This is a genomic window from Bacillus sp. FSL M7-0003 (assembly GCF_038628485.1).
In the GTDB taxonomy this organism is placed as follows: domain Bacteria; phylum Bacillota; class Bacilli; order Bacillales; family Bacillaceae; genus Bacillus; species Bacillus safensis.
The window spans coordinates 3,168,484-3,182,651 of the sequence record NZ_CP152024.1 but is presented as its reverse complement, the minus strand read 5'-3'; the positions used below and the strand labels follow the sequence as shown (position 1 = coordinate 3,182,651).

Sequence of the window (14,168 nt, the reverse complement as noted above, 5' to 3'; positions counted from 1 at the left end):
GAGGGACATTTTGTGCCTGCTTTTACATGGAAATCATTCCTACTATTAAATGATGATCGCCTTTGTGTAGCATGTAAGAATCACTTAGTAAAGATTGAGCGTCCTATTTGTCCAACATGCGGAAGGGCGCAGTCAAATGACCAATTGTGCCAGGACTGTAACAGATGGAATGAACGCTCTGATTCTATTAAAATCCTTGTGAAAAATAGGTCAGTTTATACTTACAACGAGTTGATGAAAGATGTCCTTGCCCGCTTTAAATTTCGGGGTGATACGGCTTTAGCTGAGCTGTTTCAAAAAGATGTACAAGCAGCATTTAAACATTCCTTCTGCATAAAAGACCCATTGCTGATACCGATTCCTTTAAGTCATGAAAGACTAAAAGAAAGAGGATTTAATCAGTCCGTGATAATCGCTTCTTTGCTAGATAAGCCAATATTGCAGCCACTCGTGAAAATACATCAAAGTAAGCAGTCTAAAAAAAAGAAAAATGAACGCCTAGATCAAAAAGGATTGTTTCAAATAAAGCAAACAGATGCGATTGTTCAAAGGGATATTATATTAGTTGATGATATCTATACAACGGGAGCAACCATCTATGATGCGGCAAGAATTTTGAAAGACGCAGGTGCTAAAAGTGTTTCTTCTTTTACGTTGATACGTAGTTAAAAATCATGATAATTAACCGATAATAAGAAAAGAAAATAACGTAAGGGGTTTTGGTTATGAATCAATTGGCAAACTGTCCACAATGTAATCAGCTATTTTTAAAAACCACCATCCAAACGGTTTGTAACAAATGCTTTGAAGAAGAAGAACGTTCTTTTGATATCGTATATAAATTCTTGAGAAAACAAAGCAATAGACAATCAACCATCGCTGAAATAGTAGAAGCAACAGAAGTTGATGAAGAATTAATCTTGAAATTTATTCGTTTGAAAAGACTGCAAATTAGTCAATTTCCAAATATTAATTATCCTTGTGAAAGATGTGGCAAAGCGATCAGGAAAAACAAGCTATGCAGCCAATGTGAACAGGATATTCATTCGCAAATCAGCCAAATGAACCAAGAAGAGGAGCGTAAAAGGGAGATTGAATCTAGGAAAAAAGACACCTATTATGCCATTAATCCTAAAAACGACTGATTCCCTAAACTAAGTTGCAGTTTGGTCGATAAAATGGATAGAATCAAGACAGACTGTAACGGAAAGCGAGAGGAATCCCGTGAAAATTAATCGATATGGAACACAACCAGTAAATCCTTACAAGAAAACATATGAGAAACAAACGTTGCAATCGAATCAAGCTAAATCAACTGATAAAGTCGAAATTTCTAAAAAGGCAATCGAAATGCAAAAGGTGCCGAATATTATGAGAGAACGCCAAGATAAAATTGACCAAATTAAAAAAAGCATTGAAGCCGGAACATATCAAGTAGATACAAAAGGCATTGCAGATAAAATGCTGAATTTCTATAAACAACAATAACAAAAGGGAGCAGCGTGAATGTCAGTTAAAATAATTATTGAAGAACTGCATCGTCTCTATGGATTGCATGAACAGCTTTTAAAGTTGTCTAAGGATAAAACAGAAATGCTGAAAAGCAATGAGATTGATGCTCTTTCAGAGGTCCTGAATTTAGAGCAAAAGTATATTCAGGCCATTTCTCAATTAGAAGAAAAACGAATTGAAGCGACCGTTCAATTTTTACAAAGTGATCAATCACCAACCATCACTGCATGTATCGAAAAGGCTGAAGGTACAGATCAAAAAGAGCTCATTTCATTATATGAGAAACTAAATGACATCATGGTGGAACTAAAAGATGTAAATGAACTGAACAAGCAGCTTATTCAGCAGTCACTTCAATTTATTTCACTGACATTCGATCTCGTTAACCCTAATAAAGAAAATATGAATTACGGACAAAATGGTCTTGAGAGTTCAAAGCCTAAACAGCAAAGGGCTTTGTTTGATTCAAAGGCGTAAACAAGGAGGATACCAATGGGTTCTACATTCATGGGACTAGAAACGGCAAAAAGAGGAATCACAGCCCAGCGTGCAGGGCTTTATGTCACATCAAACAACGTCTCCAATGCAAATACGGAGGGCTACTCAAGACAAAGAGTGACCTTTAAAGCAGAAAATCCTTATCCAGTCATTTCGGTTTATGACGGCAAGACGTATGGCCAAATGGGGACTGGCGTACAAGTTGGAACGGTTGAAAGAATTCGAGATAGCTTTTTAGATCTACAATACAGAGATCATAATAATAACTTATCTTACTACTCAACGAAGTCAGATGCCCTTTCACAGATGGAAGGGGTTATGAATGATTTGACGGATGAAGGCTTGAACAGAGCTTTTGATAATCTATGGAAATCATTACAGGTCTTATCGGAATCAAAAAATGCTGATACAGCTTCTGCACGTACAGTTGTTAAAACAAGTGCACAGGCTTTAGTTGACCAATTCCGTCTGCTCAACTCCTCTTTAACGACGATACAAAAGAATTTAAAAACGGAACTCGATTCAACAGCCAAAGATGTAAACACTCTTTTATCTCAAATAGATGAAGTGAACAAACAGATTGCAGCAGTTGAGCCAAATGGATATCTTCCAAATGATCTTTATGATACACGTGATACTTTGGTCGATCAATTATCCTCACTTGTTGATATTAAGGTCAGCTACAATCCTCCTGGCGGTAATGCACTCAAAATTGCTGAAGGAACTGTCAACATCGACATTATCGGTGCAAATGGACAATCTGCTGGAAACATTTTGAATGGTATTACGAACGAAAAGTCTGAACTGCAAATCTCTTATGATATTACAACGGGACTTGTTAACTCACTTCAATTCGGAACAACAACAATTGCAGCGGATCAATTACAAGTGAACGGTAAAGTAAAAGCACTTGTTGAGGCTTATGGCTACATGTCAAACGGTGCTGAAAAAGGCATGTATCCAGATATGCTTGCAGAGCTGGATGAAGTAGCAAAAGTATTCATGGATACATTTAACGATGTACATAAGCAGGGGTACACGTTAAATGGTGCAAGTGGACAAGACTTTTTTGATATCGAAAATAACAATGAGTTGAATAAAGGTTTGGCAGCTCGTATTAAAGTGAGCGATGTCATTTTAGCATCAACAGATAATATTGCTGCATCTCTCAATCAAACACAAGGTGACGGTTCGAATGCTACGAAATTAGCTAATATACAAGACTTAAAGTTACCAATCGGCGGCAATACAACGACAATTCAGGATTATTACCAAAATGTTATTGCTGAGATGGGGGTACAAGGGAAAAAGAACATGACGCTTGAAAGCAGTTCAGCTGCTCTTGTCAATTCAGCCAATGAACGTAGAATGTCGACTAGCGCTGTCTCCATTGATGAAGAAATGACGAATATGATCCAATTCCAGCATGCATATAATGCGGCTGCGAGAATTATGACATTACAAGATGAAGTATTGGATAAGGTCATAAACGGCATGGGTGTCGTAGGAAGGTAGGGATAACGGATGCGAGTCACACAAGGTATGATTTCTCAAAACTCACTTCGAAATATTAGTAAAAGTTATGAAAAACTTTCTAAAATTAATGAACAGGCACAAACAGGCAAACGTTTTACAAAAACGTCTGATGATCCTGTTGCAGCAGTAAAAAGCCTTCAATATAGTACTGCCTTGTTTCGAAATGAACAATATAAAAATAACTTAAATGAAGCACAAAACTGGATTGATACATCTGAAACAAGTGTCACTGAAATCATTGATATTATGTCAAATATACGAGATAAAGTGCTTGATGCGGCAAATGGAACAAAGCAGCCCGAAGATTTAGCAGCTATCGGAGTGGAAATTGGCCAGATGAAGAATCAAATCATTGATGCAATGAACACTCAAATGCTAGGTAAGTTCGTATTTAATGGGACAAATACAAATGTTAAACCAGTTGTTGAGAATGCAGACGGAACGTATACATTTAACTTCGAAAATTATACAGATGCGAATGCTGTTCAAGCGAATATTTCTGATGGTATCACTTTAAATGTAAACTCAAATCCAATCTCAGCGTTTGGCGGACAGGCTAACGGTCAAAATGTCATTGAAATGCTGACTGATTTAGAAAACTCATTGAAAAATGGAACGTTTGCGAATTCTGATGATGCATTAGGAAGTATCGATCAGTTTAAAGAAGTAATGAGTGCTGAGCGATCTGACCTAGGAGCGCGTTCGAATCGTGTTGACTTAGTAGGAAGTCGTTTGACTTCACAATTTCAAGTACTGAAAAATGCTAAATCAGATAATGAAGATGTTGAAAGTGAAAAGGCAATTCTTGATCTTCTTCAACAAGAGACGGTGAATAGAGCTGCTTTAGCGACAACAGCGAAAGTCATTCAGCCATCCCTTGTAGATTTCTTAAGATAATAAAAAGCATCCGATGGGTGCTTTTTTGCATCATGGAGGTGAACATATGCAAATCCCTAGATTGTTAATGCAGCAAACCTATGCAAAACTTCAAATGTCGACAACTCCTTCCCGGCAAGAAGTAGAGCAGCCACAAGCTGATCTTGAGATTCAGCAGCCACGAGCTGTCATGAATATCAAAAGGACACCATCGAAATTAACCATTGATCAAACCGAGGCGTTTGCCGATATGGACATCAAGTCAATTTTTAGACGTTCTGAGGAATGGGCAGCTGAGGGGAAGCGTGCTGTTGGAGAAGGAATGGGTCGCAGAGCGGAAGAAGGAAGTGAACTCATCAAGATCGAGAATGGTGGAAATGCGATTGCTGAGTTTGCCAAAATCAATGGCAGTCCCCCAGCAAAACAATTTACCATTGGTGTGATACCTTCATTCTTTAGTGTGAAAATTCACTATCAGCCTTCTGAGCTTCAAATTGATGTGGAGCCGCAAAAAGCTATCATAGAGGCCACACCTCATAAACCAATCGTTAACTACCAGCCAGGTAAGGTTAATATTGATATGTTACAATATCCAGAATTAAAAATAGAAGTTGACGAAACGGGCCAAAATGGTGATAAGGTATAGTTAAGAAAAACGAAAAAGGTCGTGAATTATGATCATTCAAACAAAATACCATGGTGAAGTGACAATCAAAGAGGAGCAAATCATTCACTTCTCTAACGGGATACCAGGATTTCTGGATCAAAAACAGTTTGTCATTTTGCCTTTATCAGAAGAGTCTCCATTTTTAGTTCTTCAATCATTAAATAACTCGGCATTAGGTTTTATCGTCAGCAGCCCGTTTTTATTCTTCAATCAATACGAATTTGATTTAGACGAAACGGTTGTAGACATTCTGGAAGTAGAAGATGCCAATGATGTGGAAGTAATGGTTATTTTAACAATGGAATCATCTATTGAAAAAACGACAGCCAATTTAAGAGCGCCTATTATTGTGAACCGGAAAAACATGAAAGCCAAGCAGGTGATTTTGCATGATTCAGCCTATCATACAAAACATTTGTTAGAGGTGGCATCCTCATGTTAGTGCTGTCTCGTAAATTAAACCAGTCGATTCAAATAGGCGATGATATTGAAGTCAAGATTATTTCAATCGAAGGCGATCAAGTGAAAGTCGGGATTGAGGCTCCTAAGCACATCGATATTCACAGGAAAGAAGTGTACCTGTCTATTCAAGAAGAGAACAATCGTGCAGCGAGTTTATCCTTAGATCTTCTCTCTCAATTATCCTCACAAAAAAAGTGAGGATTTTTTTATCGCATCCAACTGTCCTTCTCCGTGTGAAAGCGTTTCGATACCGATGTTCATGATCTATAGGAAACTTTAACAAATCGGTCCATCTATATTTAATTTACAAATTCAAAGCCGATATAAAAGATAGATTAAAGCACAGGAGCTGAATAACTATGTCTGTTGGTAAGTTGACATCATTAGAGCCAATTATCGATGCATTTCAAACCCGTGTTTCTAATAACCAGAATGACAATGTAAACTCTGACTCACAAGCAAATGGTAGGACTGTTTCAAAAGAAGAAATTGAAAAAACGCTTCAAGGCGCAAACAAGCTGATTGAACCTACTCAATTTCATCTTCAATTTGAATTACATGAAAAACTCAATGAATATTATGTCAAAGTCGTAGATAACCAAACAGAAGAAGTGATTAGAGAAATTCCTTCCAAGGAATGGCTTGATTTCTATGCAGCAATGACAGAAATTGTCGGTTTATTTGTAGATAAAAGAATGTAAATGAAGGGAGAACATAAATAATGGTCAATCGTATTACTGGATTTTCAAATGTGTTCGATATTGATGAAATCGTATCAAAGCTGATGAAAACGGAGCAAGCACCACTTGATACAATGACGCGTCAGAAACAAACACTTGAATGGCAAAGAGACAGCTATCGCGAGGTTAACTCGAAAATTAAAGAATTAGATGATTTGATCAACAGTTTAAACTTAACGCGTCCAAGTACATATGGCGCCAAAAAGGTGACAAGCTCTAATGAATCTGCTGTCACAGCAACTGGATCAACAAATGCGACCTCTGGCTCTATTCATGTCACTCAACTAGCGACAGCTTCTGTCTTCAAGTCCTCTGGTACATCTGGATTTACACCAGCAAATGGCACGTTTACGTTTGAAGTGACGACACCAGATTCAACAAAACCGAAAATCGTGACGATCAATACTTCTGATTCCGATACAATCGATGACATCGTGAAAAAGCTAAACAACGCTCAATTAGGTGTGACGGCTTATAAAGGCCAAATCTCTGATGGCACTAACTACGTGGATACAATTGCTCTTACTTCTCGGACAACGGGTGAAGGCGTCAGTATTAAAGCAGCTGATGGCAATTCGGCTTCATTTTTAACGCAATTAGGCTTCCAAGTAGATGGAGATAACAAATTAGTTGCGACCACTCAAGGTCAGAAGGCGCAATACGAGATTAATGGTCTGAAAATGGAAAATAACAACAATACATTCACGCAGGCTGATATTACGTACGAGCTTAAAGGAACCACGGATCAGCCTGTCAGCTTAAACGTTTCAACAGATGTGGATGCAATCTATGATAAAATTAAACAATTTGTTGATAAATACAATGAGCTCGTTGAACAGATTAATGGTAAAGTCAATGAAAAGAAAAACAGAGACTATCATCCATTAACGGCTGAAGAGAAAAAAGCGATGTCTGAAAAAGAAATAGAGCTATGGGAAACGACCGCGAAGTCTGGCTTGCTGAGAAGTGATTCCATTTTACGATCTGGTGCCTCTAAAATAAGAAGTGATTTGTATGCTAATATTACGACAAGTGATGGGAATAAAATTCAACTCACACAAATCGGTATTTCGACATCATCCAGCTATAAAGATGGCGGAAAGCTGGAATTTAGTAAGGATATAAATGGAGTAGAGAAATTAAGAAAAGCCATTGAAGAAGACCCGGAGAAGGTCAGACAAATGTTCATATCGGGTAGTTTGAATGTGGATTCAAAGGATAAAGACAAAGCGAAGCAGCAATATCAAGAACAAGGAATTATCTATCGTGTCAAAAATTCCTTATCAGACTTTTCGAAGAGCATTCAAAAAAAGGCTGGCAGCACAACTATGGAATTAAAGGAATACGGACTTGGTAAGGACCTTGACTCTTTGACCAAACGAATGAGTACGTTCCAAGACCGTTTGAAGATGGTTGAAGCCCGTTACTATACGAAGTTTAACGCCATGGATAGTGCAATTCAAAAGCTAAACAACCAATCTGGCTACCTTTCTCAACTGCTTGGACAATAATTGGAGGTTTATAACATATGGCAATACAGAACCCTTATGCCGCCTATCAGAAAAATTCTATTGAGACCGCAACACCTGCCGAGTTGACGCTTATGCTTTATGAAGGCTGCTTAAAGTTCATCAGAATAGCGAAGCATGCCATTCAAAAAGAGGATGCAGAAACGAGAAACTTGAACCTAAAAAAGGCTCAAAACATCATTCAAGAATTAAATGTCACCTTAAATCGTTCCTATGACGTATCAAAGAGTATGGCAAGTATGTATGATTACATTTATCGCAGACTGATAGAAGCCAATCTTCAAAATGACGAAGAGATATTGAATGAAGTAGAAGAGTACGTAACTGACTTCCGTGATGCGTGGAAGGAAGTCATTCAAACCGATCGTAAAGGCCGTCACCACTCTATCGGGGGTTCTCTATGAGTATTGTGGACCAGCTGCATGATCAAACATTAAAAATGGCAGCCGAAATAGCGGAAAATCCGCAAAGTGAGACACTTGTTGAAGACTTTGATGCCTTTTTAATTGAGAGAGACGAATTAATGAGAGATATACAGCATGAATTGACGGATCAAGAAAAAGAGAAAATTCGAGAAATCATCCAAACAGATCAACAGATGGCGAAACAATTAACGGTTATCCAAAATGGGATAAAAGCAGATATTCAAGCCATTCAAAAAAAGAAAACAAAACAGCTGAATTATCAAAATCCATACCAGCCCATAACAAGTGACGGCGTATACTACGATAAACGGAAATAAATAGGTGAGACCTGTGGCGTATCGTTCAAATGACTATATTTTATTAACCACATATTATGAACTTCTATACACGATAGAAGAGAGTCTAAACTATTTAGATGAAATTGAGAAGGATTTTGACAAAACAGAAGGGGATCGGATCTTTAATGATCTGATCCATGCCTTCTTTCATTTAGACACAACACATCCTCTTCTGCTTTCAATTATTGAAAATGAACACTTTGCCAAAACGATTCGTTCGTTTGATCAAATATTTTTAAGTTTTGATATACTAGCTTTCTATACATTCCCTTCAAATCACTTCCAATCATTCCTGAAAACATACTTTATACCTGAATATAGAAAGTGGATGGATGAAATACATGCCTGTATGAGGCCGTATGTCATTCATTAATTTTTGTCCAATTCAGACCATTCGGAGGAAATTATGAGACTAAAAAATCAATTTTTATTTGGGCTTATTGTCATATGTGTATTGTTTGTCAGTATGTTAGGATTCTCAAGCTTTCTCTATTACAAAACAGATCAATCCTATAAAGCGCTATTAAGCAAGGAAGTGAAGCTTTATCAGACCTCGCTGGAATTAGAAGCGCTTCTTCAAAAGCAGGAAGCACAGATTAAAACATATGTCGTCGTGCAAGATGCTGAAAATTTGCAGAAAATTGAGCAAACATATGAAGATATTAATAAGAAAACAGCAGAAGCTTCGAAAATGAGTACGGTCAAACAAGCAAAAAATCTATTAGATCAAATCTCAGAAAAAAATTATCTCTACTACACCTCAACAAATCGATTATTTAATTCATTAAATATGCAAAATCAAAAAGAATTCAACACCCGCCTCAATCAAGAATTACAACCTATCGAACAAGAAATACATACCTTTACAAAAGAGTTCGCTCAAAATCAGCTAAAACAACGTGATCAAAAAATCAATCTGCTCAATCAAGATAGTAATCAATTATTGCTTACACTCATTTTGGTCAGTGCAGCGATTATTGTTGGCCTTTTGGTGATTGGGATCAGATTTGTTCATCGCATGACAAAACCAATTGTTTCTGTCACAAATGCCGCAAAAAGGATGGCAGATGGTGATCTTACCCTTGAAGAGATTGAAGTGACCTCTAAAAATGAGATTGGTCAACTCGGCACAGCCTTTAATCAAATGACGGCTCATTTGCGTCAGCTTATTTTGCAGGTGCAAAGCGGATCAAGACAGCTTGCTGATTCTGCTGCTCAATTTGAGGAAACCATCAGTCAAACGATATCGGCTAGTGAGCAGACATCTAGCTCGATTGAACAGGTCAGTGAAGCTTCACGTGAACAATCAGATGCGGTCGGAAAAGTAGCATCCGCCATTCAGGAAGTGTCGACTGGCATGCAAAATGCAGCTGTACACACATCCGATGTTTCGGGTCACTCAATTTCAGTGACTGAAAAGGCTGAAGAGGGCGCGGCCCTTATTCAACAGTTTGTGAAACAAATGAGTTCTATAAAAGAGTCTGTGAATGAACACCATTCCACAATGGCCAATGTGCAAGCACAGTTTACAGGCATTCAAGACCTGTTAGGTCACATTCATGCCATTGCTGACCAAACGAATTTGCTTGCTTTAAACGCAGCTATAGAAGCAGCAAGGGCAGGAGAACATGGAAGAGGCTTTGCAGTTGTAGCCGATGAAGTGAGGAAGCTGGCAGAAGAATCTAGTCAGCTGACAGATCAAATTAGCCAATTACTCGAGAACGTGAACAAAGATACAGAAAAGTCATCACAATCGATGACGAAGGTCGAGCGTGATGTAGCAGAGGGTGTAAAAGTATCACAATTATCTGAACAGAGCTTTCATGAAATCTTGGAATCTATTCGTGATATTTCAATGAAAGCAGAAGAGCTGTCAGCCACTGCAGAACAAATTTCTGCTAGTACAGAGGAAATTTCTCAAACGGTTGGTGTCATTGAAGAAGGTGCGAAACGAAACTCAGAAGAAACAGAGTACATGTCTGCTGCTGTTGAAGAATCATTAGCGGCCAATGAGGAGATGAAAGCCGCTGCGGAGGATTTAAAATCCTTATCTCAATCGCTGAAAACATCGATTTCGTCTTTTACCATTTAATGTGCGCTGGTCTTTTTCAAGAATCAGCCGAATATATATTCATCACCTATCAAGCAACAGTTGAAGCACCGCAAAATTCGACAAATTTCAATAAATATTCACATTTTTTTTACGTTTGAGCAGGAGAAAAGGAGGGAAAAGTAGAAATAGGTTTACATATCCTTAATTTTAAAGGAGGCGTTCTTTACATGAATTACAATGTCAGAGGAGAAAACATCGACGTAACACCTGCACTAAGAGATCATGTCGAGAAAAAAATTGGAAAGCTGGAGCGTTATTTTGAGACAGATGTAGATGCTTCAGTCAACGTGAACTTGAAGTTTTACAACGATCAAGAATCTAAAGTTGAGGTTACCATTCCAATGACTGATCTAGCACTTCGAGCTGAGGTGCATAATGAGGATATGTACAATGCGGTAGACCTAGCAGCCAGTAAATTAGAACGTCAAATTAGAAAGCACAAAACAAAAGTAAACCGTAAATTCCGCGAGCAAGGTGCCAAAAAGCACTTATTTGCTGGAGGAAATGGTACGGCTGAAGTAGCAGTTCAAGATGACGAAGAGATTGATGAAACAGAAATCGTCAGACAAAAACGTTTCAACTTAAAGCCGATGGATAGTGAAGAGGCCATTCTCCAAATGAACATGTTAGGTCATAGTTTCTTCGTTTTCACAAATGCTGAGACAAATTTGACCAATGTGGTTTATCGCCGAAATGACGGTAAATATGGACTCATTGAGCCAAACGCTTAAATATCAGTTGATGCTGATTTAAAAACAACCTAAATAAAGTAAACCCGTTCCCTTCATAAGGGGCGGGTTTTTTGTGCGAAATTATGGCAAATTCTTTGGAAATGAAAGAAGGTATGGTATGATAAATGCAGGTAAATATGGACCTGTCAAACTTTTGGACATGCCGAAAAATTGCATGAAATAGAGGAGCGTTATTATATGCTTGGAATCTTAAACAAAGTGTTTGATCCTACGAAACGTACGATCAGCCGATATGAAAAAAAGGCAAATGAAATCGAAGCTCTCGCTCAAAATTTTGAAAAATTATCTGACGAGGCTTTACGAAATAAAACGATTGAATTTAAAGAAAAACTTGAAAAAGGACAATCCGTGGATGACCTGCTGGTTGAAGCATTTGCAACGGTTCGCGAGGCATCCCGCCGCGTAACAGGAATGTTCCCATTTAAGGTACAGCTCATGGGGGGCATCGCGCTTCACGAAGGTAACATCGCTGAAATGAAAACAGGTGAAGGTAAAACATTGACATCAACAATGCCTGTTTATTTAAATGCTCTTTCTGGAAAAGGCGTCCACATCGTGACAGTCAACGAATATTTGGCAAGCCGTGATGCGCAGGAAATGGGCAAAATTTTTGAGTTTCTTGGTTTAACAGTCGGCTTAAACTTAAACAGCTTAGACAAAGATGAAAAAAGAGAAGCGTACGCCGCTGATATCACGTATTCAACAAACAATGAACTCGGCTTTGACTATTTACGAGATAACATGGTGCTTTACAAAGAGCAAATGGTTCAGAGACCGCTTCATTATGCCGTGATCGATGAGGTTGACTCCATTTTAATTGATGAAGCGAGAACACCTCTTATTATTTCAGGACAAGCTGCGAAATCAACAAAGCTTTATGTACAAGCCAATGCATTTGTCCGCACATTAAAAATCGAAGATGATTTCACGTATGATATTAAAACAAAAAGTGTGCAGCTGACTGAAAGCGGAATGACGAAGGCGGAAAAAGCATTCGGCATTGAAAATCTGTTTGATGTCAAACATGTCGCGCTGAACCATCACATCGCTCAGGCGCTGAAGGCACATGTTGCGATGCAAAAAGACGTGGATTATGTGGTAGAAGAAGGCCAAGTAGTCATCGTTGACTCCTTCACAGGACGTTTAATGAAAGGACGCCGTTATAGTGAAGGTCTGCATCAAGCCATCGAGGCAAAAGAAGGTCTTGAAGTGCAGAACGAAAGCATGACACTGGCAACAATTACGTTCCAGAACTACTTCCGTATGTATGAAAAATTATCTGGTATGACTGGTACAGCAAAAACGGAAGAAGAAGAATTCCGTAACATTTACAACATGCAGGTTGTGTCAATCCCGACCAACCAACCAGTGGTTCGTGATGACAGACCTGATTTAATTTACCGCACAATGGATGGTAAATTTAAAGCAGTGGCTGAGGATGTTGCGCAGCGCTATATGACAGGGCAGCCAGTTCTTGTCGGAACAGTAGCAGTTGAGACATCTGAGCTTATTTCTAAGCTGCTTAAAAATAAAGGCATTCCTCATCAAGTGTTAAACGCAAAAAACCATGAGCGTGAAGCACAAATTATTGAAGAGGCTGGTCAAAAAGGTGCTGTGACCATTGCAACAAACATGGCAGGACGTGGTACCGACATCAAGCTTGGCGAAGGTGTAAAAGAACTTGGAGGTCTGGCTGTTATCGGGACAGAGCGTCATGAATCCCGTCGTATTGATAACCAGCTTCGCGGACGTTCTGGACGTCAAGGAGACCCAGGGATTACCCAATTCTATCTCTCCATGGAAGATGAATTGATGCGCCGATTTGGTGCAGAGCGGACGATGGCGATGCTTGACCGCTTTGGTATGGATGACTCTACACCAATCCAAAGTAAAATGGTGTCTAAAGCCGTTGAATCATCTCAAAAACGTGTAGAGGGGAACAACTTTGATTCCCGTAAGCAGCTTCTGCAATACGACGATGTGCTTCGTCAACAGCGTGAAGTAATCTACAAACAACGTTTTGAAGTCATCGATTCTGACAACTTAAAATCAATTGTCATTAATATGATCCAATCTTCAATTGAGCGTGCTGTGGGATCTTATACGCCAAAAGAAGAGCTGCCTGAAGAATGGAAACTAGATGGTCTTGTTGAATTAATCAACACGAACTATTTAGACGAAGGTGCCATTACGGTCAAAGATATCTTCGGTAAAGAAGCAGATGAAATCACAAGCTTCATCATGGATCGTATTAAAGAAAAATACGATGCAAAAGAAGAAACATTTGGCGAAGAACAAATGCGTGAATTTGAAAAAGTCATCGTTCTTCGTGCGGTGGATTCGAAGTGGATGGACCATATCGATGCAATGGATCAGCTGCGCCAAGGTATTCATTTACGTGCGTACGCACAAACGAATCCGCTTCGTGAATACCAAATGGAAGGATTTGCGATGTTTGAGCATATGGTTGCTTCAATTGAAGATGACGTGGCCAAGTATGTCTTGAAATCAGAAATCCAAAACAACCTAGAACGTGAAGAAGTGGTTCAAGGTCAAACAACGGCTCATCAGCCGCAAGAGGGCGATGAGGAGAAGACAGTGAAGAAGAAGCCGGTACGTAAAGTCGTAGACATTGGACGAAACTCCCCATGTCACTGCGGAAGCGGCAAGAAATATAAAAATTGTCATGGGAAGACAGAATAAGTAATGGAAAGAGGTGA

17 protein-coding genes are annotated in these 14,168 nt (G+C 38.8%); all 17 read left to right on the top strand.

The window, feature by feature from the left end; genetic code table 11:
- The first annotated feature begins 12 nt into the window (after positions 1–12).
- A complete protein-coding gene (locus MHI23_RS16415; RefSeq protein ID WP_241218534.1) occupies positions 13–669 on the top strand; it encodes a ComF family protein in 657 nt (218 codons plus the stop codon).
- Positions 670–725: 56 nt separating this feature from the next.
- Positions 726–1,145 carry a TIGR03826 family flagellar region protein gene (locus tag MHI23_RS16410; protein ID WP_024423621.1) on the top strand — a complete coding sequence of 140 codons (420 nt, stop codon included), beginning with the start codon at positions 726–728 and terminating at the stop codon, positions 1,143–1,145.
- A 79-nt stretch (positions 1,146–1,224) separates the two neighbouring features.
- A complete protein-coding gene (gene flgM / locus MHI23_RS16405) occupies positions 1,225–1,488 on the top strand; it encodes a flagellar biosynthesis anti-sigma factor FlgM (protein ID WP_024423620.1) in 264 nt (87 codons plus the stop codon).
- A gap of 18 nt (positions 1,489–1,506) precedes the next feature.
- Entirely contained in the window at positions 1,507–1,989 is a 483-nt protein-coding gene (locus MHI23_RS16400; protein WP_087977062.1) for a flagellar protein FlgN, read from the top strand.
- Positions 1,990–2,004: 15 nt separating this feature from the next.
- The gene (flgK, locus tag MHI23_RS16395; protein ID WP_342492100.1) at positions 2,005–3,525 is read left to right on the top strand and encodes a flagellar hook-associated protein FlgK; all 1,521 of its coding nucleotides are present in this window, start codon (positions 2,005–2,007) and stop codon (positions 3,523–3,525) included.
- 9 nt (positions 3,526–3,534) lie between these two features.
- Positions 3,535–4,443: a flagellar hook-associated protein FlgL gene (gene flgL, locus MHI23_RS16390; protein ID WP_034281095.1), complete on the top strand. Its 909-nt coding sequence runs from the start codon at positions 3,535–3,537 to the stop codon at positions 4,441–4,443.
- A 46-nt stretch (positions 4,444–4,489) separates the two neighbouring features.
- Positions 4,490–5,068: a DUF6470 family protein gene (locus tag MHI23_RS16385; protein ID WP_024426253.1), complete on the top strand. Its 579-nt coding sequence runs from the start codon at positions 4,490–4,492 to the stop codon at positions 5,066–5,068.
- A 28-nt stretch (positions 5,069–5,096) separates the two neighbouring features.
- Positions 5,097–5,531, top strand: coding sequence for a flagellar assembly protein FliW (fliW, locus tag MHI23_RS16380; RefSeq protein WP_024423615.1), 435 nt, complete (start codon positions 5,097–5,099; stop codon positions 5,529–5,531).
- The gene (gene csrA, locus MHI23_RS16375; RefSeq protein WP_008360181.1) at positions 5,525–5,749 is read left to right on the top strand and encodes a carbon storage regulator CsrA; all 225 of its coding nucleotides are present in this window, start codon (positions 5,525–5,527) and stop codon (positions 5,747–5,749) included. Before fliW ends, csrA begins: the two co-directional genes overlap by 7 nt.
- Positions 5,750–5,910: 161 nt before the next feature.
- Positions 5,911–6,252 (top strand): flagellar protein FlaG, encoded by a 342-nt coding sequence (flaG, locus tag MHI23_RS16370; RefSeq protein WP_024426252.1) that lies wholly within the window; start codon positions 5,911–5,913, stop codon positions 6,250–6,252.
- A gap of 20 nt (positions 6,253–6,272) precedes the next feature.
- Complete coding sequence (locus tag MHI23_RS16365) at positions 6,273–7,802, top strand: flagellar hook-associated protein 2 (RefSeq protein WP_125585967.1); 1,530 nt, start codon at positions 6,273–6,275, stop codon at positions 7,800–7,802.
- A gap of 17 nt (positions 7,803–7,819) precedes the next feature.
- Entirely contained in the window at positions 7,820–8,224 is a 405-nt protein-coding gene (gene fliS, locus MHI23_RS16360; protein WP_024423612.1) for a flagellar export chaperone FliS, read from the top strand.
- Entirely contained in the window at positions 8,221–8,562 is a 342-nt protein-coding gene (gene fliT / locus MHI23_RS16355) for a flagella biosynthesis regulatory protein FliT (protein WP_041115575.1), read from the top strand. Before fliS ends, fliT begins: the two co-directional genes overlap by 4 nt.
- Before the next feature lie 13 nt (positions 8,563–8,575).
- A complete protein-coding gene (locus tag MHI23_RS16350; RefSeq protein WP_024426250.1) occupies positions 8,576–8,956 on the top strand; it encodes a hypothetical protein in 381 nt (126 codons plus the stop codon).
- 33 nt (positions 8,957–8,989) lie between these two features.
- Positions 8,990–10,675, top strand: a complete 1,686-nt coding sequence (locus MHI23_RS16345) for a methyl-accepting chemotaxis protein (RefSeq protein WP_125585969.1) — start codon at positions 8,990–8,992, stop codon at positions 10,673–10,675.
- 188 nt (positions 10,676–10,863) lie between these two features.
- Positions 10,864–11,427 carry a ribosome-associated translation inhibitor RaiA gene (raiA, locus tag MHI23_RS16340; protein WP_024423608.1) on the top strand — a complete coding sequence of 188 codons (564 nt, stop codon included), beginning with the start codon at positions 10,864–10,866 and terminating at the stop codon, positions 11,425–11,427.
- 198 nt (positions 11,428–11,625) lie between these two features.
- Positions 11,626–14,151, top strand: coding sequence for a preprotein translocase subunit SecA (secA, locus tag MHI23_RS16335; RefSeq protein ID WP_041107999.1), 2,526 nt, complete (start codon positions 11,626–11,628; stop codon positions 14,149–14,151).
- Positions 14,152–14,168 lie beyond the last annotated feature (17 nt).